Genomic DNA, 17,955 nt, shown 5'->3' with positions numbered 1-17,955 from the left:
ACGAAGGAGGCCCGGACGCTGTCGCGCCCGGGCCTTCGTTCCGAGCCGATGACGGGAATCGAACCCGTCCTCCGCACCCGTCCTGACGTGGTCGTTTGTGCGTTTCTGCACGTCAACGGGGGTGTTGGTCATGGGTCCATCGTACTCCGTCCCGGTCTGTGTGACAATATTTGTGCACATACGCACATTCGATCGTCTGATGACGGGAGCCTGGACATGGGTCGCCGCCCGAATCCCACCCCGAAGCGGTACGTCGCGAAGGACGGCACCGTGTCCTACGTCGTGCGCTACCGCAACGGGAAGGTCCAGTCGACCGAGACCTTCCACGTCAAGCGCGCCGCCGACGACTTCTGCGCCGACATCCGCGACTTCGGGGTGCCCGAGGCCCTCGTCCGGCTCGAGGCCCGCCTCTCCGCCGTCGGTGCCCGCGGCGTCGAGCCCACCCTCCGCGAGGTCTTCGAGGCCTTCATCGACTGGAAGCGACCCCGCGTCCGCTCCTCCCGCACGATCGAGGGGTACGAGACGATCTGGGAGCTCGCGATCGAACCGACCCTCGGCGACCGGCCGGTCTCGTCGATCACCGACGCCGACGTCCAGGAGTGGGTCGACGAGCAGGTCGCCGGCCGCCTCGCCGTCCGCGTCGTGCACGGCGAGGGCCGGGCCGCCTCGGCGAAGACCATCGCGAACCGGCACGGGCTCCTACACTCCGTCTTCGACTACGCCTCGCACCCCGCGCGCCGCCTCGTCCCGACGAACCCCTGCTCGCGCACCGACCTGCCGAAGGTCCGCAAGGGCGCCCCGAAGGGCCTCCGCCCCGGCGAGTGGGCCGCGCTCCACGCCGCCCTCTCGCAGCTCGACCCGGACGCCGCCGACCTCGCCCTCGCGCTCTACGCGACCGGCGCCCGGTTCGGAGAGGTCACCGCCCTGACGACGTGGGACGTCGAGGACGACGGCGACCTCGTCGTCGTCACCATCGGGTCCGTCCTGCGGCGCGAGGCCGGCGGGATCTTCGTCCGCGTCGACGACACGAAGTCCGAGGCCGGGTTCCGCGCGGTCGCGCTCGACGTCGACGCCTCCGACGTGGTCCGGCGCCGGGTCGCCGCGGCGTCCCCCGGCGGCTACGTCTTCCTCAACCGGCACGGCCGGACGTGGCGGCCCGCGACGTTCCGGGTCGTCTGGGTGAAGGCCTGTGAGGTCGCCAACCTCTCGCGCCGGCCGACGCCTCACTGGCTCCGGCACACACACGTCGCCGACCTCCTCCGCGAGGGCGCCTCGCTGCCCGAGGTCCAGGCACGCGTCGGCCACGAGCACATCGAGACGACCGTCGGGACGTACGCGCGCACCATCGACGGCGTCAACCGCGACATCCTGCGGCGGCTCCCGGCTCGTCGACGAGCTGGCGCGGTCGGCGCGGGCCTCGTCCGGCCGGAGCCGCTCGAGGCGGGCGACGTCGTGCCCGGCGAGGTCGTCTAGCCGACGACGTGCAGCTCGACCCCGCCGTCGTCGTCGGCTTCCTCGCGGGCGGCGCGGACGCCGTGGTGGTAGCCGGCGACGTAGGCGAGGCCCGGGTCGTTGACGGTCCTCATCCACGCGCCCACGACGACGCCGGTCGCGAGCGCGGCGAGCACGAGCGCGCCGAGGAGGACGAGGTGGATCGGCTGGGCGATCTTCGGTGCCATGACGGCCGCGGCGAACGCTGCGGCCCAGGCGACGACGGCGACCGTGCTCGCGGCGATGATCTTCTTCAACGGGCGACCTCCCCGAGTCCTGCGGTCCGCGACCCCTGCGTCCCTACTCGGCGGGACGCTACCTCTTCGCGCGCTTCCGCGCAGGAGGTTGGACGGTCTCCATCGCGGCCTCGACCTGACGGCGCCCGGCCGGGGTCATCCTCGATAGGGCCTCCTCGGCGGGGTCGTCGCCGGCGGCCTCACGGATCGCGAGGGCCTCCCGGAGGAGTTTCGCCGGGGCGACGCCGAGAGCGATAGCGCACCTGTCGAAGGTGTCGAGATCGAACTTGTCGACTTGGCCGTTCAACTTGCGCCAGAGTGTGACCTTCGGCACCCGCGGATCACCTGGGCGGCGGGTCTGCTCAATGCGTCGGAGAAGGTCGCCGGAATCCCACCCGCGCTCGTCCATCCTGAGCCGAATCGCTTCTGCCGCAGCGTTTCCGAGAGTCATCATGTCGACGGCTCCCCTTCCCGTGGTAGTCCGCATAAGCACAAGATGGAGCATTCCGGCGCACGTCGCATCCCGAGCAGGGTACTACTACCCAGATTTCACTTATGAATCGCCGAAGGGATTACAGGTCGAGACCCAAACGGCGGAGATCCCTACGCGTCTCGCGGTGACCTCCCGCCGTTCCTCCGGTCGACGGGCCGAAGAACACGGCCCCCGACGGGAGGGTGACGCGGATGTGGTTGGACCGGCACTTCACGACCGTGCACCCGGCGTCGACGGCCGCCGCGTAGACCGCGCGCAGCTCCCGCGGCCGGATCGACCCGCGGACCTTCGACCAGGGCGCGGCCTGTCTCATGCCGCGCCGTCGCGGGCGTTGCGCTCGAGGAGGTCGATGATGTCCTGCCGGTCGGACTTCCGGAGGGCGGAGTTGATCCCGGAGGCGGAGATGCCCATCCGCAGGCCGAGGAGCTCGGCGGTGAGGGTGCGGTCGGCCTCGAGCAACCAGAGGATCTCGGCGGTGCGCTCCTCGTGGGGCATCCCGCGGCCGAGGACGGGGTCGGTGCTCGTGTCGGGCTGGCCGTCGATCCGGTCGATGACGTCGTCGTCCCAGGCGAGCGGGGGGAGCCACCCCTTCGCCCTCGCGGTCGCGGCGAGGCGCCGGTCGGGGCCGGGCGTCATCGACCACCGGTCGTAGAGGTCGCGAACGGCGCGCGCGGCGCCGGCCGAGCATCGACGGGTCCGGTGCATGAGGGTGCCTACCGACTGACGGCGGATGCCGAGCTCGTCGCCGATCTGGCGGGTGGAGTACCCGAGGGCGGCGAGGGCGCGGAGGCGGCGGCTCGTGCCGGCGACGTCGACGAGAACGGAGTCGGGGAGGCGGTCGAGGTCGAAGCGGGCGGCGAGGATCTTCTCGGCGGTCTCGCGGCGGATCTTCTGGACGCCGAGCGCGGGGAAGACCACCCGGTCGAAGGTGACGGTCGGCAGGCCTGAGAGGGCGGCGACGGCGTCGTAGGAGAGGCCGTAGGCGTTGCGGAGCGCGTGGACGTGCTCGACGGCGGGGGCGGGGTCGACGAACGGCTGCCACCGGCCGTAGGCCTTCGCTCGCCTCATCTGGCGCTGCCACTCGGTCTTCCCGGCGGGAGTGCTCGTGTTCACGGCTCGGTCCTCTCGTCGTCGTGGCGGGGGTAGGTGTCTCGGATGGCCGCGTGCCGGGCGTGCACGACGGCGAGGGTGTCGGTGAAGTAGGAGCGGGCGGTGTCGTCGTCGTCCCAGGCGTCGCGGATCTGCGCGGGGTCGGTGACGTGGCCGGTCACGACGCGCGCTTCTTCCGGAGCCGGGCGCGCTGCCCGGTGGTGAGTCCGCCCCAGATGCCGTGGCGGTCGTCGATCTGGAGGGCGTAGGTGAGGCAGTCGGCCCGGACCTCGCACGGCCGGCAGATCCGGCGGGCGGCGGCGATGGCCGCCTTGTCCCCCGTGCCGGCGTAGAAGAGCTCGGGGTCCTCGCCGCGGCAGGCGGACCGCTCCATCCACTCCGGCTGGGTCGGGACGAGCGCGAGCTCGCGCGCGTTCGCGCGGCTCGACGCGCCCCGGGTCTGGGTGGGCCGGTACTGGAGGAAGTCGCGGGCGTGGAGGCCCGCCTCGCCGAGGCGGTGGTAGATGAGCGACGTCGAGCACCCGAACCGGTCGGCGATGGCCGGGCACGTCTCGCCGGCGCGGAGGAGAGGGAGGATCTCCTCGAGCGGGGCCATGCCGCTGCGGGGGCAGCTCACGACGCGCCCAGGAAGGCTTCGATCCCGACCGAGATCAAGTCGCGGGCGGCCGGCGGCGTGACGGCGTTCCCGGCGAGCCGGACCTGCTCGCGCCGGTTGCCGAGCATGACGTACTCCTCGGGGAAGGCCATCGCCTTCTTGGCCTCGGTCGGCTCGAGCATCCGGAAGAGGACGTCGTCGACCTGGGCCTCGGCCGCGGCGATGTCGCCCGGCGTGAGGAGCGACTGGTGCGCGGCCGTGGTGATGGTCCGGAGCACCTCGCCGGCGGGGGTGACCATCTCGGCGCCGCCGGAGTTGTTCCGCATGATGAGGGCGTGCCGGTCGGTCGTCGTCACGGTCGGCAGGGCCGACGTGACCGGCAGCGCGCCGTCGTTGTTCCCGTAGTAGGACGTGACGAGCGCGTGGTGGTTGCCGCCCGCCGCGATGGTGTGCATCGGGTCGAGGACGGGGGAGTGCGCGCCGGCGATCTGGGAGTCGGACGAGCCCTTCAAGTGGGCGATGAACGCGAGGCCGGTCTCGAGCCGGGTCGTCTGGGTCCGCAGCGGCCGGTCGGTCGGCTGGGCGGTCTTCCCGTCGCGTCCCTCGACGGGGACGGCGAGGGCCTTCGACTCGATCGTGTGGAGGGTGCGGAGCGGCTCGTCGACGCTCCAGGCGCGGTAGTAGCTGTTCGGGTTGCCGTGCTGCGGGTGCTTCGGGTCGGCGGCGTCGTAGGTGTTCCCGGCGGCTTCGAGGTGCATCGGGTTGCCCCAGTACCGGGCGATCCCGGCGGCGATCCGGCGGCGGGTCTTCTCGGCGAGCGGCTTCGACCGGTCCCCGATCCGCTGGCCGCGGAGGGACCAGTCGATGATCGAGGAGGCAGGGAGCCATGCGGGCTCGACGATCTGGTTGCGGCAGGCGACGCGGGGGCAGCGGTAGACGTACTGGCTGCGGTACCGGCCGATCGTGCTCCCGGCCTTCTTGAACGCCTGGATCGCGTCGACGACCTCGTCGCACCCGGGGCAGTAGGCGCGGGGCCGGAACCGGCCGGCGAAGTCCGGCTTCGGGTCGCCCTTGCGGTGGAACACGATGTAGAGGCGGTCCCGCGACTGCGGGGCGGGCAGGCCGTAGGCCTGGGCGTGCATCGAGTTGAGCGAGACGGTCTGGTGGTTGTACCCGAGGGACTCCATCGCGAGGAGCCACGAGCGGAACGGGAGCCAGTCGGCGACCTCGACGACGTTCTCGACGAAGACCATCCGGTACCGGTGGACCTCGGCGAAACGGACGACGTCCCACATCGTCGCGCGGGAGCGCTCGGCGGCTTCATCGGGCAGGCTCTCGCCCCAGAGGCCGTTCTGGAGAGTGTCGAGCTTGCGGCCCTTGGCCCTGGAGTGATTGGTGCACTCGGGGGAGGCCCAGAGGAGGTCGGACGACGGGAAGTAGCGGGGGTCCGTCGTGGAGAGGTCGGCCTGGATGTGGTCGGCGTCGGGGTGGTTGGTGTTGTGGGTCTCGATCGCGAGGGACCAGTGATTCGAGGCGACGCGGACCTCGACGCCGGGGACGGAGACCGCTCCGGTCGAGGATCCTCCGGCGCCGCAGAACATGTCGGTGAGGGTGAGGGTCACGGGGTCGTTCTCCTTGGTGCGAGGGCGGGCGGGATGGGTGGCTGCTCGAGGCCGAGCTCGGCGATGGCTTGCATGTGCTCGACGACGGTCACGGCGTGAGTCCCTCGAGCTCGTCGCCCCACCCAGCGGAGCGGAGGACGGTCACGAGGTCGGCGACGGTGAGCATCACGGGGCCGGCGCCGTGCATCGGGAGGTCGCCGCCGAGGAGGGAGCGGAACCGCCACCCGTCGATGTAGGCGAACCACCGGCCGGGGTCCTGCGTGCCGCGGCGCTTGACGACGAGGAAGGCGACGTCGTGGCGGCCGTTCTCGGCCTCCCGCTCGGTCTGAGCCATCCACTCGTAGAGCTGCCCGGCGGTGGGGACGACGAGCGGGAGGTCCCAGGCCTTGACCTCGGCCATGACGCCGGGGCAGAGGAGGACGTCGCCCTCGTCGCGGTGACCCTTCTTCGGGATGCGGTCGGCGTGACCGAACCCGTTCTGGTGGAGCCACCGGACGAGGCGGGTCTCGTTGCGCGTGCCCTTGTCGTTCGTCATCGCGCGGCCTTCGGGGTGTCGTCGTAGTTGATGCACGCGGGCCACCAGAGGCGGAGGTCGGTCCCCGGGCCGTTGGTGACGGGGACGAGGTCGCACTTCTGGTAGCTGCGGGAGTTGTGGCGGTGGGTCTGCCGGTGCGAGCAGGTCCCACAGGTGAAGGGCAGCGGCCGGCCGCCGGGGGCCGGGTCGGTCGGTGCCTGGGCGTGCAGCGGGGCGCCGGCGAGCGGGTGGCGGCCGTTCGCGATCTCGGCTCGCTGGCGCAGGGTCCGGCGGCGATCGGCGCTGAGCTCCTCGGCGGGCTCGTCGTGCTCGACGAGGAACGGGCCGGCGTCGAACAGGGCCTCGGTCATCGCGCACCGTGCCGGGTCGGGCGGGCGTCCTCCGCCTGCCACGCGAGCGGCCGGTGGTCCTCGTCGACCTGCTCGACGGGCCGCGTGACCCACCACAGGCCCCCGCCGGCGGCGCCGAGGCCGAGGACGACGAGCGCCCACCCGTTCGCGGCGGGGTGCGACAGGCCGAACCACACCGCGGCCACGACGACGGCCCACACGCCGAGGCCCGCGGCCATCGCTCCCGCGACGACGGTCGTCGTGCGGAAGCGGCGCCGCTCGCCGGTCACGACAGCACCTCGGCGATGAACCGGCCGAACATCTCGGCGTCGCCGTCACCGACCGGGACCGCGGCCCACTGCTCGAAGGAGTCGGTCACCTGCTCGGTCGTCCACCCGCGCGCCCCGGCGGCCATGAGGACGTTCGTCCAGGCGGCCTCGGCGGCGGGGTCCGGTCCCTCGACGACCTCGGCGTCGACGGGCTCCTCGAGCGGGGCCGGGGCCTCGTCGGGGACGGCCGCGAGCGCGGGCTCCTCGGCCGGGTCGGGCGCCTGGGCGTTCGTGAGCTCCGACAGGCGCGCCGTGAGGAACGCGGCGACGGCCTCGTTCATCCGGCCGTGCCCGGCGAGGGACCGCCAGAGGGACCGGATCTCGTCGGGGTCGTTCGTCGCCCCGGCGGCCGCGCGGACGTCGTCGGGGACGCCCGCCGGGGGCGCGGCGGGCGGCGCCTGCTGCGGGGCCGGAGCGGCGGGGAGCGCGGGCATCTGCGGGGCGGCGTCGAGCTCGAGGGACGGGCCGCGGCCGGCGGCGGTGTCGGCGATCTCCCGGAGCCGGTCCTTCGTCACGAGGAGGTCGAGCTGCGGCACCATGAACCGCTTCGTCTCGCCGCCGGAGCGCGAGACGCGCTCGACGACGCGCAGGACGGCGGGGACGAGGTCGCCGACGTGCTGGGCGAGCTCGGCCACCATCGGGATCTCGGCGGCGGCGTTGTACCCGTGGGACTCGAGGCGCCAGACGCCGATCGACTCGATCTCGGGGAGCATGACGGACAGGCGGGTCGTCGCGCGGGCCTCGCGGTGCTGCGGGTCGTCGGGGTCGCACAGGTTGCCCTCGACGTCGCGGACGCCGTCGCAGCGGTGGACGCACCCGCCGCCGCTCCACGTCTCCATCCACTGCGTGACGCCGTTCTTCACGACGAAGACGGGGACGACGTTCGCGGGGGTGATGACCTCCCACTGCTGGAGGTTCCCGTTGGCCCAGGGCTTGACCTCGCCGCCGTAGACGGCCGCGACGGCGTCGACGAGCTCGCGGGAGGCGGAGGTGAAGCGGAAGGTCTCGAGCTTCGCGGGGCGGGTGACCGCGCGGCCGTTCCGCTTGCGGCCGGTGTCCTGCTGGACGCCGAGGCGGATCCTGCCGACCTCGGCGTGGCGGCGCTGGAGAACGATGGGGTCGATCGGCATCGGTCAGGCCTCCGTCCGGGCGCGACGGGTCTTGCGGCCCTTGCGGGACGTCCCGACCGGAACGCCGAGCAGGTCGCGCTCGACGTCGCCGACGAACGACCCGAAGACGGCGGCGCGGCCGTTCTTCACGCGGCGGGTGCGGAGCAGGCCGCGGAGGCGCACGGGGACGGAGCGGTGCGGGTTCCAGGCGAGGACCGCGCGCGGCTCGGGGGCGTCGAGGACGCTCCGGGGGGTGTTCTGGTGGTGGGCCATCGCTGGCGCTCCTTCGGCTCGAGGGGGGAGAGGGGGTGACGGGGCGGCCCGCCCGCGGAGGGGGGAAGGGGGGCGGGCCGCCCCGCCGGTCAGGGGGTGTTCCAGACCTGACGGCCGGTCGCGCCCACGACGGCGGCGACCTCGTCGAACGCGTGCCGGCGGACGTCGTCGATCCGGGTCAGGCGGTAGGCGAGGGTGAGGTTGCCGCCGTTGATCCGGTACCGGAACCGGGCCTGCACGCGGTACACGGGGCCGCGCTCGTGCACCTGGAGGGCGAGCTCGAAGGTGTCGGGGATCGTGAGCGCGCCCTTCGTCCCGGCCTTCGCGTTCGTCGTCTCGACGTAGGCGAGGGACGTCTCGCCGGACTTGAGCCGCTGCGAGGACTCGAAGTCGACCGTCGAGGTCGCCTGGAACGTCTGGGCGAGCTCGAGCATGTCGGCGCCGGAGGGGGTCACGAAGTTGGGGAGGTGGTCCTCGATGAACTCCGCGAACGTCGCCTGCGGCATCCGCTGACCGTCGGCCGCGACCCACTCCGTCCAGTCCTTCGAGAAGGGCAGGCGGAGCGTGACGGTGTGGTCCTCCCACCCGGCCCACGGCTCCTCGTTGCTCGTGTGGGCGTTGATGACGGCGCGGATCGTGCCGGCCTTGTCGTTGGCCCACAGCTCCGTGTGGTCCTCGCCGTGCTTCGCGAGGTACTCGACGAACGCGGTCACGTCGGTGACGGCGTAGGTGCCCTTCTTCCGGTCCGGGTTCTCCCGGTGCTTCTCGAGCTCGTCGCGCAGGTCGACGGTCTTCCCGGTGTGGAGGAGGTACAGGCCGTCCTCGACCTTCACGGGCTCGACGGCCTCGCGGGCGAGCTCGGCGACGACGTCGTTCTCGAGGCGGCCGTCCGGGGCGTAGATCTCGGGGGGGATGCTGGTCATCGGTCAGGCCTTCCGGCTCGTGGGGATCGGGTAGTCGTCCGGGACCTCACCGGTCACGGCGTCGATGCCGGGCGGGGCCGGGACCTCGCGGAGCGTCTCGAACGGGAGCTGGTCCGGGTCGTCGCGCTGGAGGTTCCCGTCCTCCCCGATGAACCACGCGTTCGACGGGCGGTCGTGCTCGGGGAGCCGGATCTTGATCTGGTCGGAGACGACGACCATCCGGTCGTCCTTCTTCATGGGCTCGACGACGACGGTCAACGTGACCGACCCCTTCTTGCCGGTGTCCTTCACCCGGGCGATGAGCGTGTGCAGCGTCTCGCTGAGCTCGTCGTGGGTGCGGCCCTTCCCGTGCTCGCGGAGGAAGTCCGCGAACGGTCGGGCGTGCTGCTCCTCGTCGGACATGGAGGCGATTCCCTTCTCTCGGTTGGTCACTGCTCGGCCGTCTTCCGCTGCCGCTTCGGGGTCGGCGCCCCGGACGGCGTCATCGGCCGGTAGTCGTAGTCCCCGGGCCACACGTCGTGGACCCACCGCGTCATCTCGAGCACCCGCAGGAACGTGCGCATCTCCTGGGTGCGGGAGGGGAGCGGGATCACCGCGTACCGGTTCGCGCGGAGCTGGATCGTGCCGGTGCCGGTGATGCCGGTGACCATCGGCGCCGTGGTGTCGTCGGGGAGGACGAGCCGCTTCGCGTGGCGCAGGGCGGTCACCTGGAGGACGTTCTCCGGGTAGGACTGCGTGACACCGCGCTTGCGGGAGGTCTTGATGTCGAGGAGGAACCGGCCGCGCTGCTCCGGGTCGGTCACCTTCCGGGTCTTCCCGAGGCGGGGGACGCCGCCCTTGTCGGCGGTGAACGTCCACCCGTCGAACGGGAGCCGCAGGATCACGTCGAGGGTCCCCGCGTAGCCGGCGTGCTCGTCGAAGACCGTCATCTCGGTGGCGACGACGTCGCGCTCGAGGTCGACGTCGAAGTCCTCCAGGAACCGGATGTATTGCGCGACGTAGAGGCCGGCCTCGTCGTCGCCGGGCATCTCGTCGATCGGCCGGCCGAGGACGTGCGCCTCGGCGAGGTCGTGGACCCGGGACCCGAGAGCGGACGCGGAGTCGCGAGAGGCCTCCGCGGCGCCCTTGATGTCCCGGGTGACGCAGTCGCGGCACACGCCGCACCGGTCGTCGGTCGTCGAGGCCTCGCAGAGCTGCCGGCGCAGCGCGTAGGCCATCCGGGGGAGGTTCGACCACGCGGCGTCGGTCGCGAGGTTCGCGTACCAGAGGGGGAGGCCGTACTTCGCCAGGGCGACACTGTTCGCGTTCGTCACCGACACGAGCTGCCGGTCGACGCCGGGGATCTCGTAGTAGCGGCCGTTCTCGGTCTCGCGAGCGTGCCTCGGGTTGGTCACAGGACGTCACCACCGATGACGAGCAGGCCCGGCGCGGCGACGCGAGGGACGGCCCCGTAGAACATGAACGCGGCGCGGTCGATGAGGAAGGCGCGGTGGACCGGCTCGCCCGGCTTCGGGCCGACCGGCTCCCCGAGCCACTCGAGGATCTCGGCCATCCCGTGACGCACGATCCGGCGGGCGTCCTCACCGTCGGTCGGCGGCCGCGATGTGCCGTTGTCGCTGACGATCACGTCAAGCATCCGTTACGCTCCTGGTTGGTGTTGGTGCCCCCTCCGGCGTGCTGCGCGACAGATGCCGGAGGGGGTCCTTCTATGTCTGGGACCGGGCGGCCCGCCCGCCGCAGGAAGTCAGGCGGGCCACCCGGCGGTCAGGTGATCGACGAGGCCCGGCCCCGACGACGCGTCGCACGGCCCGTGACCGTCTTCGACTGGAGGTAGCGGTCGACGTCGGCCTTCGCCGCCGTCCACCGGCCCCCCACGAACGCCGCCGGGATCGTGCGGCCCATGTACCGGCGCGCCGTGTCCGGCGACACCCGCAGGTACGCCGCGAGCTCCTCGGTGGTCAGGCGGTCGCTCATGCCCCGATCACCTCGGGCAGGTCGACGCCGAGCACACGCGCCGCGCGCTCCACCTCGCGGAACTTCCACGTGACCTTCTGGGTGCGCTTGCGCCACGAAGTCGTCTTCGACCAGCCCATGCCGGCCTCGAAGTCCTCGAGCGTCACGCCCCGCTCGTCCATGAGCCGGGCCACGTTCGCGCACACGACGGCGTCGGTGCTCTGGGTGGCTGCTGGGTTCATAAACGGAATCGTAGACCCCCGCCCCCGGGTTTCGCAAGAGGAACCCGAAGGGTTTCGGAAACGGAACCCGACGGAGTATCGTCGGGATCCGCCAGCACCCCACCACCAGACGAACGGACACCCCATGCACACGCCGCCGTCGCCCCGCGCAGGACGAAACACGCTGCGAGACAACGGAATCCGCGACACGTGCGGGGCGGGGGAGCGCGACGCATGACGTCGACCCTCATCGAAGGCGCGTTCGGCGAACCACCGCCCCCGCCCGAGGACGACCACAACGGCGGACGCACCCAGCCCCACGACCGCAACGCCGAGATGGCCGTCCTCGGCGCCATGCTCCTCGACCAGACCGTGATCGACGACGTCTGGGACGTCATCACCGGGGCCGACTTCTACATCCCCGCCCACGAGACCATCTACGAGGCGATCTACGCCCGCAAGGCCCGCACCAAGCCCGTCGACACGATCCTCGTCACCGACGACCTCCGCGCCCTCGGCCAGCTCGCCCGCGTCGGCGGCGCCGCCTACCTCCACGCCTGCACCCAGGCCGTCGCCTCACCCCAGAGCGCCGGGCACTACGCCGACATCGTCCGCAAGACCTCCATCCGCCGCCGCGTCATCGCCGCCGGCCTCCGGATCGTCCAAGACGGCTACGCCCCCGACAGCGACGACACCGACCGCCTCCTCGAGCAGGCCGCGACCTACGTCCACGACGCCCGCCACTCCGTCCCCGGCATCGACGACCAGGACCAGCCCCACCCGTGGGCACCCGTCGACCTCTCCGCCGTCCTCGACGGCGACTTCCAGCCACCCGTCGCGACCGTCCTCACCCGCCGCGACGGCAAGGCCCTGCTCTACCCCTCCTGCGTCCACTCCATCTCCGGCGAGCCCGGGTCCCTCAAGACGTGGGTCGCCGAAGTCGGCATCATCCAAGAGCTCGACGCCGGCCACTCCGCCGCCATGATCGACTTCGAGGACCGCGCCGACGCCGTCGCCGCCCGCCTCCTCCAGCTCGGCGCCAACCCCGACCACCTCCGCGACCCGCAGCGGTTCCGCTACCTCCGCCCCGACACCGCCCTCGACGCCGCCGCAGCGGCCCGGCTCGACTCCGCCGTCGCCGGGTGCTCCCTCGTCGTCATCGACGGCGTCACCGAGGTGATGAGCCTCCACGGGATGTCGATCAACGACAACGACGACGTCGCCCGCTTCCAGCACCTCCTCCCGCGCCGGATCGCCGACCAGGGACCCGCCGTCCTCCAGATCGACCACGTCACGAAGGACTCCGAGACCCGAGGCCGCTACGCGATCGGCGGCCAGCACAAGCTTGCCGCCATCACCGGCACCGCGATGAAGGCCGTCGTCATCCGCTCCGGCGGCAAGGGCGAGCACGCGATCGTGAAGATCGTCATCGACAAGGACAAGCACGGCGACGTCGGCCCCGCGGGGATGACCGTCGCGGAGTTCCACCTCGACGCGACCCACCCGGACGAGACCTTCGCCTGGCTCGACCACCCGACCTCGAGCCACGACGAGGCGGGCAACTTCCGGCCGACCACCCTCATGCAGCGCGTCTCGGACTACCTCTACGCGACGCCCCACCCGGCCACGCTGAACGAGATCAAGAAGAACGTCACGGGCAAGTCCGCGTCCATCGCCGACGCCGTCGACGCCCTCGTCCGCGAGGGCCACGTCATCACCGAGCCGGGGCCGAACCGCACCACCCTTCACCGCCTCGTGACCGTCTTCGAGGGGGCCTCGTGAGTGAGTCCCGAGTGAGTCCCCAAGTGAGTCCTGAGGGGTCCGGCCGCAGCGGTGGTTCCCGGTTCCCTCTCCCTCCGGGAACCGGAACCACTGCGGGTGAGTCCTGCACCGAGTCCCCCGGCGAGTCCCGAGGCGGCTACCGCTCACCCGTCTGCGGCTACACCGCCGTCGTCGGCGTCCTCGTCAACGACCACCTCAAGAAGCACCACCCCGGGACCACCCGATGAACACCCCCCGCCCCACCTGGGACGAGATGAGCCACGCCGACCGCGCCGGCCACATCCGCCGCCAGCTCGCCACCATCACCAAGGCCCTCCCGTACCTCGTCGACGTCGTCGGGTCCGGCGGGCGCACCTCGAGCAGCGGCTACGGCTCCCGCCTCCCCCTCAACCTCCCCGCCTTCTCCCTGCGCGCCGAGATCGACCGCGACCTCGTCTTCTGGGCCGGGTCCATCCGCCGCGAGCACCCCGACCACCCCACCCCGCTCGGCGGCGACCTCATCGGCTACATCCGCCGCCACGCGTTCTGGGCCGCCGAATGGACCTACGGCCGCCGCCTCGCCTACGAGCTCGAAGACCTCGCCCAGGACGCCCGGAACCTCGCATGGCCCCGCTCCGACCAGATGAGCCTCGGCGCCTGCCCGAACACCATCGGCGCCGACGGAGAGGCCGTCGTCTGCGGCGCCCCGATCCGGGTCCGCGAGGACAAGCCCGGCGAGATCCGCTGCCCCGGGTGCGGCCTCACCGACACGATCGACGGCTGGCTCGCCCGGATCGTCCCCGACGCGTCGAAGCCGCTCACCGCCGAGCAGCTCGTCCCCCTCCTGCGCCGGCGCCTCGGCGTGACCGTCGCCCCCTCGACGATCCGCCAGTGGAAGCGCCGCGGGGAGATCGTCGCGATCGGCGTCGACGAGCAGGGCCGCGACCTCTTCGACCGCCACCACGCGTTCCTCGTCGTCACCCGGCGAGACGGACGCCGCGAAGCCTGACCCACCACCAACACCACCACCACGAAGGAGCACCACCAGATGAGCAACACCACCAGCACCGGGACCACGATCACCGTCGAGGACGCCCACGGCGACCGCGTCGTGATCCTGTCCAACCCCAACGTCGACGTCCAGCGCGTCGAGGCCGGGCGCCTCATCCTCGGTGGGTTCCAGCCGGCCGCGCTCTCCGTCATCGGCTACACCCCCGAGACGCTCCGGATCATCGCCGACCTCGCCGAGCAGGAGGCCCGGTCGTGAGCCGGACCCGACTCGACAAGCCGCACGTCTACCGCTGCGACACCATCGACGACGTCAAGGAACACCTCCTCACCTCCACCGCCGGCCACGCCCGGTGGGACACCGCGACCACCGTCGGCTACGACCGCCACGGCGTCTCCGTCGAGATCCACCTCTGGCGCGACGGCGGCGGCCCCGATGACGGCTACGTCATCATCACCACCCCCCTCGGCACCCGCCCCCTCGCGACCCTCGCCCTGCCCGTGATCCTCCTCCAGGCCGTCGCCTACCGCGGAGCGACCGTCGACCACACCGCCGTCGTCATCCACCGCCCGGCCCGCTGGCGCCGCCTCCTCCGGCTCGGCACCCGATGACCATCGCCGACCTGAGCACCCTCACCGTCGGCCAGTGGCGCGAGGCGATCACCCTCGCCCTCCGCGACCACAACGTGACGGCCGTCGCCCACCTCCTCGGAGCGATGGCCGTCTACCACCCCGACGAGGCGGAGGCCATCCGGCAGGAGCTCCTCCTCGATGCCGCCATCGCGAACGCCCGGGACGAGGCGCGGTCGTGATCGTCCCCGCAGCGTGCGTCGCCGCCGGCGACACCGTCGACCAGCTCGGCACCATCCGCGCCGTCCACAACTCCACCCCCCGCCCCGGCCTCATCACCTGGGACCACGACGGCGGCCCCACCACCATCTCCGCCGTCCAGAACGTCACCGTCACCAACACCACCACGAAGGAGCACGACCGATGAACACTCACACCACCACGACCACCCTCAACGTCCGCCACGCCGCCGAGATCGTGATCGACGCCGTCGAGAAGATCCGCCAGATCAAGACCGCCGAGGCCCAGCCCCAGCCCCCCGGCATCGTCGGCGCCGTCCACCGCGCCCACCTCAAGCTCCGCCTCGACGAGCACATCCGGACACTCGCCTTCTGGGGCGTCCTCATCGGCTTGGGCGACTTCCCCGAGGGCACGAGCCAAGACGTGTTCCTCGAGACCCTCGCCGCCACCGCCCAGAACGTCCTCGACGGCCACCCCGTCGTCATCGCCTGACGGTTCCGATTGCGGAACCCACACCGCCCGTGCACACTGTGACACGACGGGGCACCACTGTGCCCAGGCAGCGGAGGTTCACGGGACCTCGAAGGGCCTCCTCGACTCCGGACGAGGAGGCCCTTCCCCGTGCCCGACTACGGCCACGCCCACCGCAAGCTCCGCGCCGAATGGGAGCCGATCGTCGCTGCCGGCCGCGTCACCTGCGCCCGCTGCGGCGAACCGATCGAGCCCGGCCAACCCTGGGACCTCGGCCACGCCGACGACGACCCCGACCAATACAACGGCCCCGAACACGAGAGCTGCAACCGCCGAGCCGGCGGCGAGAAGCGCGCCCAGATGTGGGGCCGACCCGCAGACCACGAACGCTGGACCCTCTGACCAGGAGGACCGATGGCCGACACGACCACCGCCCGCACCCTCGCCGCCATCGACCGCAACATCGCGACCTGCCGCGCAGCGCTCGGCCGATCCGACACCCCCCTCTCCCAGCGCGCCGTGATCAAGTCCCTGATCGACGACCTCCTCGCCGAACGCGCAGAGCGGAACATCCACTGCTCCCTCTGCCGAGGCGAGGGCAAGCTCCTGCCCGGCGGGTCCTGCTCGATGTGCGACCGGCGGCGCTGCCTCCACGAGCTCGAGCACGACCAGCGGTGCGGCGAGTACGTCCTCGACCCGTACACCCGGCGATGCCCCGCCGGTCACGTACTCGGCTGAGCGACAACGAAACACGCACGCGAAAAACGTTGCAGCGCAACGGAACCCGCAGAGCGCGCGCGCGTTTTTCAAACGGCGCGCGTCGACACGACATCTGTCAACAGCGTACATAAGGGGCATTTTTTCCACGGGGCGGCCCGCGGGGACCCGTTGCGGGACAACGGTTTTCGCGCGTGAGTCTGCCTGTCCGACAACGGTATTCGCGCGAGGAGGTCGTCGTGCCTCGGAAGGAAGTCCGGCAGCGCGCGGCTGCCCGTGGTGCGCTGCGCGCGGTGAAGCCGGGGGAGGCTGCGCCGCCGAAGAAGCCGGCGCCTCCGAAGACGGTCGTCCAGGCGGCGGCGTCGGGGGACCAGCTCGCGCTCCTCGAGTCGATGCAGACGCGGATCGCGAAGACGGTCGACGACCCTCACACCCCGGCGCGGGACCTCGCGGCGCTGACCCGGCGACTGCACGAGATCGCGAAGGACATCGCGGCGATCCGTGCGGCAGCGGAGGGCGACGAGGTCGCGGACGCGGCGGACACTCCCGATGAAGACTTCAACGGCACCGACGGCGTCTGACGACCGGCCGCTGTCGGAGGTCGCGAAGCGGCTCATCCGGCCGGCGGGGATCGTCTCGACGGCGTGGCCGTCGGTGCGTGACACGTGCTCGCGGCTCGGGCTCGGGTTTGATCGGTGGCAGGACGGGGCGGGCCGGCTGATCCTGGCGAAGGGTGCGGACGGGCTGTACGCGACCGACACGGTCGTGATCTCGATCCCGCGGCAGGTCGGGAAGACGTACCTCATCGGCGCGATCATCTTCGCCCTGTGCATCGCGAAGCCGGGGACGACGGTCCTGTGGACGGCGCACCGGGTGAAGACGTCGAACGAGACCTACTCGTCGCTCAAGGCTCTGGCGCGGCTGCCGAAGATGGCGGCGCACGTCCTCGCGACGCCGGGCGGGAACGACAAGGCGATCGTCTTCCGGAACGGGTCGCGGATCCTCTTCGGGGCGCGCGAGCACGGGTTCGGTCGAGGGTTCGCGAAGGTGTCGATCGTCGTCTTCGACGAGGCGCAGATCCTCACGGAGAACGCCGTCGACGACATGGTCCCGTCGACGGCCACGGTCGAGAACGCGCTCGTGATCTACATCGGCACGCCGCCGCAGAAGACCGACCCGTCGGAGCACTTCACGTCGATGCGGCGCGAGGCGATCGAGGCGGGCGACGGGGCGTCGGAGACGCTCTACATCGAGATCGGCGCGCCGGACGGTGCGGACCCGAGCGACGTCGCCGGATACCACCTGTTCAATCCGTCGTTCCCGCGGCGCACGTCGCTGCGGGCGATCAACCGGATGAGGAAGAACCTCGGGCCGGAGTCGTTCCTGCTCGAGGGGATGGGCATCTGGCCGGGCGACGGGCCGTCGGTGATGCCGGAGTGGGAGGAGCGCGCGGTGCCGGGCGGTGTCCCGTCGACGCGGCGCCTCGTGCTCGGTGTCGCGACGGCGGCCGACGGGTCGCGCGGGTCGATCGCTGCGGCGGTGCGGACCTCCCTCGGCGTCCAGGTGGGCGTCGTGGACCGGCGGCCTGGCACGGGCTGGCTCGTCGACGAGGTGAAGCGGATCCAGCGGGAGCAGCGCGCCGTGGTGACGGTGCGGGCGAAGGGCGCGATCTCGGACCTCGTGGACGACCTCGTCGACGCGGGCGTGACGGTCGACGAGCTGTCGGAAGAGGCCTACCTCGACGCGTGCGCGGAGACGCGGCGGATGGTCCGCGAGGGCGGGCTCGTGCACGCCGGTCACCCGGCGTTGACCCGGGCGGTCCGGGCGGCGCGGTGGCAGAAGGTCGGGCAGCGGGGACGGTTCTCCGCGGCGGCCGGGACGGACATTTCCATGCTCGAGGCGGCGGTCGTCGCGGCGAGCAACATCGAGGCGGACTACGACCTCCTCGGTTCGGCGTACTGATGGGAGA

At 71.9% G+C, this 17,955-nt stretch carries 29 protein-coding genes; 12 read left to right on the top strand and 17 right to left on the bottom strand.

What is annotated here, in order from left to right:
- The first annotated feature begins 216 nt into the window (after positions 1–216).
- Positions 217–1,473: a tyrosine-type recombinase/integrase gene (locus KMZ30_RS07475; protein WP_215519987.1), complete on the top strand. Its 1,257-nt coding sequence runs from the start codon at positions 217–219 to the stop codon at positions 1,471–1,473.
- Here the strand turns inward: KMZ30_RS07475 and KMZ30_RS07470 are convergent.
- The 17 genes from KMZ30_RS07470 to KMZ30_RS07390 form a co-directional block, all read right to left on the bottom strand.
- Complete coding sequence (locus KMZ30_RS07470; protein WP_215519986.1) at positions 1,470–1,748, bottom strand: hypothetical protein; 279 nt, start codon at positions 1,746–1,748, stop codon at positions 1,470–1,472. The genes KMZ30_RS07475 and KMZ30_RS07470 overlap by 4 nt on opposite strands.
- 58 nt (positions 1,749–1,806) lie before the next feature.
- Positions 1,807–2,181 carry a helix-turn-helix domain-containing protein gene (locus KMZ30_RS07465; RefSeq protein WP_215519985.1) on the bottom strand — a complete coding sequence of 125 codons (375 nt, stop codon included), beginning with the start codon at positions 2,179–2,181 and terminating at the stop codon, positions 1,807–1,809.
- Between the two features lie 348 nt (positions 2,182–2,529).
- Entirely contained in the window at positions 2,530–3,333 is an 804-nt protein-coding gene (locus tag KMZ30_RS07460; RefSeq protein WP_215519984.1) for a hypothetical protein, read from the bottom strand.
- Positions 3,330–3,491: a hypothetical protein gene (locus KMZ30_RS07455; protein ID WP_215519983.1), complete on the bottom strand. Its 162-nt coding sequence runs from the start codon at positions 3,489–3,491 to the stop codon at positions 3,330–3,332. Before KMZ30_RS07455 ends, KMZ30_RS07460 begins: the two co-directional genes overlap by 4 nt.
- Positions 3,488–3,946, bottom strand: coding sequence for a WhiB family transcriptional regulator (locus KMZ30_RS22295; protein WP_215519982.1), 459 nt, complete (start codon positions 3,944–3,946; stop codon positions 3,488–3,490). Before KMZ30_RS22295 ends, KMZ30_RS07455 begins: the two co-directional genes overlap by 4 nt.
- Positions 3,943–5,547 (bottom strand): DNA cytosine methyltransferase, encoded by a 1,605-nt coding sequence (locus tag KMZ30_RS07445; RefSeq protein WP_308284316.1) that lies wholly within the window; start codon positions 5,545–5,547, stop codon positions 3,943–3,945. The genes KMZ30_RS22295 and KMZ30_RS07445 overlap by 4 nt, the downstream gene beginning before the upstream one ends.
- A gap of 88 nt (positions 5,548–5,635) precedes the next feature.
- On the bottom strand, positions 5,636–6,082 hold the full coding sequence (locus KMZ30_RS07440; protein ID WP_215519981.1) for a hypothetical protein: 447 nt from the start codon (positions 6,080–6,082) through the stop codon (positions 5,636–5,638).
- Entirely contained in the window at positions 6,079–6,432 is a 354-nt protein-coding gene (locus KMZ30_RS07435; protein WP_215519980.1) for a hypothetical protein, read from the bottom strand. Before KMZ30_RS07435 ends, KMZ30_RS07440 begins: the two co-directional genes overlap by 4 nt.
- Positions 6,429–6,701: a hypothetical protein gene (locus KMZ30_RS07430; protein WP_215519979.1), complete on the bottom strand. Its 273-nt coding sequence runs from the start codon at positions 6,699–6,701 to the stop codon at positions 6,429–6,431. Before KMZ30_RS07430 ends, KMZ30_RS07435 begins: the two co-directional genes overlap by 4 nt.
- Positions 6,698–7,870 (bottom strand): recombination directionality factor, encoded by a 1,173-nt coding sequence (locus KMZ30_RS07425; RefSeq protein ID WP_215519978.1) that lies wholly within the window; start codon positions 7,868–7,870, stop codon positions 6,698–6,700. Before KMZ30_RS07425 ends, KMZ30_RS07430 begins: the two co-directional genes overlap by 4 nt.
- Before the next feature lie 3 nt (positions 7,871–7,873).
- Complete coding sequence (locus KMZ30_RS07420) at positions 7,874–8,122, bottom strand: hypothetical protein (RefSeq protein ID WP_215519977.1); 249 nt, start codon at positions 8,120–8,122, stop codon at positions 7,874–7,876.
- Between the two features lie 89 nt (positions 8,123–8,211).
- On the bottom strand, positions 8,212–9,045 hold the full coding sequence (locus tag KMZ30_RS07415; protein WP_215519976.1) for a DUF2303 family protein: 834 nt from the start codon (positions 9,043–9,045) through the stop codon (positions 8,212–8,214).
- A 3-nt stretch (positions 9,046–9,048) separates the two neighbouring features.
- Positions 9,049–9,447, bottom strand: coding sequence for a YfdP family phage-associated protein (locus tag KMZ30_RS07410; RefSeq protein WP_215519975.1), 399 nt, complete (start codon positions 9,445–9,447; stop codon positions 9,049–9,051).
- 26 nt (positions 9,448–9,473) lie between these two features.
- Positions 9,474–10,439, bottom strand: coding sequence for a hypothetical protein (locus tag KMZ30_RS07405; protein WP_215519974.1), 966 nt, complete (start codon positions 10,437–10,439; stop codon positions 9,474–9,476).
- Positions 10,436–10,681 carry a hypothetical protein gene (locus KMZ30_RS07400; RefSeq protein ID WP_215519973.1) on the bottom strand — a complete coding sequence of 82 codons (246 nt, stop codon included), beginning with the start codon at positions 10,679–10,681 and terminating at the stop codon, positions 10,436–10,438. Before KMZ30_RS07400 ends, KMZ30_RS07405 begins: the two co-directional genes overlap by 4 nt.
- A gap of 128 nt (positions 10,682–10,809) precedes the next feature.
- Positions 10,810–11,019, bottom strand: a complete 210-nt coding sequence (locus KMZ30_RS07395; protein ID WP_215519972.1) for a helix-turn-helix domain-containing protein — start codon at positions 11,017–11,019, stop codon at positions 10,810–10,812.
- On the bottom strand, positions 11,016–11,240 hold the full coding sequence (locus tag KMZ30_RS07390) for a helix-turn-helix domain-containing protein (protein WP_215519971.1): 225 nt from the start codon (positions 11,238–11,240) through the stop codon (positions 11,016–11,018). Before KMZ30_RS07390 ends, KMZ30_RS07395 begins: the two co-directional genes overlap by 4 nt.
- 213 nt (positions 11,241–11,453) lie before the next feature.
- Here KMZ30_RS07390 and KMZ30_RS07385 point away from each other — a divergent pair, with 213 nt between their 5' ends.
- The 11 genes from KMZ30_RS07385 (at position 11,454) to KMZ30_RS07335 (ending at position 17,948) form a co-directional block, all read left to right on the top strand.
- Positions 11,454–13,001 (top strand): DnaB-like helicase N-terminal domain-containing protein, encoded by a 1,548-nt coding sequence (locus KMZ30_RS07385; protein ID WP_215519970.1) that lies wholly within the window; start codon positions 11,454–11,456, stop codon positions 12,999–13,001.
- A 223-nt stretch (positions 13,002–13,224) separates the two neighbouring features.
- Positions 13,225–13,989, top strand: coding sequence for a hypothetical protein (locus KMZ30_RS07380; RefSeq protein ID WP_215519969.1), 765 nt, complete (start codon positions 13,225–13,227; stop codon positions 13,987–13,989).
- Positions 13,990–14,028: 39 nt separating this feature from the next.
- The gene (locus KMZ30_RS07375; RefSeq protein WP_215519968.1) at positions 14,029–14,247 is read left to right on the top strand and encodes a hypothetical protein; all 219 of its coding nucleotides are present in this window, start codon (positions 14,029–14,031) and stop codon (positions 14,245–14,247) included.
- Entirely contained in the window at positions 14,244–14,600 is a 357-nt protein-coding gene (locus KMZ30_RS07370; RefSeq protein ID WP_215519967.1) for a hypothetical protein, read from the top strand. Before KMZ30_RS07375 ends, KMZ30_RS07370 begins: the two co-directional genes overlap by 4 nt.
- Complete coding sequence (locus KMZ30_RS07365) at positions 14,597–14,800, top strand: hypothetical protein (protein ID WP_215519966.1); 204 nt, start codon at positions 14,597–14,599, stop codon at positions 14,798–14,800. Before KMZ30_RS07370 ends, KMZ30_RS07365 begins: the two co-directional genes overlap by 4 nt.
- Positions 14,797–14,985 carry a hypothetical protein gene (locus KMZ30_RS07360; RefSeq protein ID WP_215519965.1) on the top strand — a complete coding sequence of 63 codons (189 nt, stop codon included), beginning with the start codon at positions 14,797–14,799 and terminating at the stop codon, positions 14,983–14,985. The genes KMZ30_RS07365 and KMZ30_RS07360 overlap by 4 nt, the downstream gene beginning before the upstream one ends.
- Complete coding sequence (locus KMZ30_RS07355; protein ID WP_215519964.1) at positions 14,982–15,290, top strand: hypothetical protein; 309 nt, start codon at positions 14,982–14,984, stop codon at positions 15,288–15,290. Before KMZ30_RS07360 ends, KMZ30_RS07355 begins: the two co-directional genes overlap by 4 nt.
- 129 nt (positions 15,291–15,419) lie before the next feature.
- Positions 15,420–15,671: a hypothetical protein gene (locus KMZ30_RS07350; RefSeq protein ID WP_215519963.1), complete on the top strand. Its 252-nt coding sequence runs from the start codon at positions 15,420–15,422 to the stop codon at positions 15,669–15,671.
- Between the two features lie 12 nt (positions 15,672–15,683).
- On the top strand, positions 15,684–16,007 hold the full coding sequence (locus tag KMZ30_RS07345; protein WP_215519962.1) for a hypothetical protein: 324 nt from the start codon (positions 15,684–15,686) through the stop codon (positions 16,005–16,007).
- 173 nt (positions 16,008–16,180) lie between these two features.
- Positions 16,181–16,567 (top strand): hypothetical protein, encoded by a 387-nt coding sequence (locus tag KMZ30_RS07340; RefSeq protein WP_215519961.1) that lies wholly within the window; start codon positions 16,181–16,183, stop codon positions 16,565–16,567.
- The gene (locus KMZ30_RS07335; RefSeq protein WP_215519960.1) at positions 16,536–17,948 is read left to right on the top strand and encodes a terminase large subunit domain-containing protein; all 1,413 of its coding nucleotides are present in this window, start codon (positions 16,536–16,538) and stop codon (positions 17,946–17,948) included. Before KMZ30_RS07340 ends, KMZ30_RS07335 begins: the two co-directional genes overlap by 32 nt.
- The last annotated feature ends 7 nt before the right edge of the window (positions 17,949–17,955 follow it).

The sequence above is a fragment of the Phycicoccus mangrovi genome, assembly GCF_018729305.1.
GTDB classification, from domain to species: domain Bacteria; phylum Actinomycetota; class Actinomycetes; order Actinomycetales; family Dermatophilaceae; genus Phycicoccus; species Phycicoccus jejuensis.
Note: the sequence above shows the minus strand (reverse complement) of the source record. Positions and strands in the feature narration are given on the sequence as shown.

What these genes read in the sequence shown, in the direction of transcription:
- KMZ30_RS07475 (WP_215519987.1), top strand. Translation starts at nt 217, where the DNA reads ATGGGTCGCCGCCCGAATCCCACCCCGAAGCGGTACGTCGCGAAGGAC.
- KMZ30_RS07465 (WP_215519985.1), bottom strand. Translation starts at nt 2,181, where the DNA reads ATGATGACTCTCGGAAACGCTGCGGCAGAAGCGATTCGGCTCAGGATG.
- KMZ30_RS07440 (WP_215519981.1), bottom strand. Translation starts at nt 6,082, where the DNA reads ATGACGAACGACAAGGGCACGCGCAACGAGACCCGCCTCGTCCGGTGG.
- KMZ30_RS07435 (WP_215519980.1), bottom strand. Translation starts at nt 6,432, where the DNA reads ATGACCGAGGCCCTGTTCGACGCCGGCCCGTTCCTCGTCGAGCACGAC.
- KMZ30_RS07425 (WP_215519978.1), bottom strand. Translation starts at nt 7,870, where the DNA reads ATGCCGATCGACCCCATCGTTCTCCAGCGCCGCCACGCCGAGGTCGGC.
- KMZ30_RS07420 (WP_215519977.1), bottom strand. Translation starts at nt 8,122, where the DNA reads ATGGCCCACCACCAGAACACCCCCCGGAGCGTCCTCGACGCCCCCGAG.
- KMZ30_RS07415 (WP_215519976.1), bottom strand. Translation starts at nt 9,045, where the DNA reads ATGACCAGCATCCCCCCCGAGATCTACGCCCCGGACGGCCGCCTCGAG.
- KMZ30_RS07410 (WP_215519975.1), bottom strand. Translation starts at nt 9,447, where the DNA reads ATGTCCGACGAGGAGCAGCACGCCCGACCGTTCGCGGACTTCCTCCGC.
- KMZ30_RS07400 (WP_215519973.1), bottom strand. Translation starts at nt 10,681, where the DNA reads ATGCTTGACGTGATCGTCAGCGACAACGGCACATCGCGGCCGCCGACC.
- KMZ30_RS07395 (WP_215519972.1), bottom strand. Translation starts at nt 11,019, where the DNA reads ATGAGCGACCGCCTGACCACCGAGGAGCTCGCGGCGTACCTGCGGGTG.
- KMZ30_RS07390 (WP_215519971.1), bottom strand. Translation starts at nt 11,240, where the DNA reads ATGAACCCAGCAGCCACCCAGAGCACCGACGCCGTCGTGTGCGCGAAC.
- KMZ30_RS07385 (WP_215519970.1), top strand. Translation starts at nt 11,454, where the DNA reads ATGACGTCGACCCTCATCGAAGGCGCGTTCGGCGAACCACCGCCCCCG.
- KMZ30_RS07380 (WP_215519969.1), top strand. Translation starts at nt 13,225, where the DNA reads ATGAACACCCCCCGCCCCACCTGGGACGAGATGAGCCACGCCGACCGC.
- KMZ30_RS07375 (WP_215519968.1), top strand. Translation starts at nt 14,029, where the DNA reads ATGAGCAACACCACCAGCACCGGGACCACGATCACCGTCGAGGACGCC.
- KMZ30_RS07365 (WP_215519966.1), top strand. Translation starts at nt 14,597, where the DNA reads ATGACCATCGCCGACCTGAGCACCCTCACCGTCGGCCAGTGGCGCGAG.
- KMZ30_RS07355 (WP_215519964.1), top strand. Translation starts at nt 14,982, where the DNA reads ATGAACACTCACACCACCACGACCACCCTCAACGTCCGCCACGCCGCC.
- KMZ30_RS07345 (WP_215519962.1), top strand. Translation starts at nt 15,684, where the DNA reads ATGGCCGACACGACCACCGCCCGCACCCTCGCCGCCATCGACCGCAAC.
- KMZ30_RS07335 (WP_215519960.1), top strand. Translation starts at nt 16,536, where the DNA reads ATGAAGACTTCAACGGCACCGACGGCGTCTGACGACCGGCCGCTGTCG.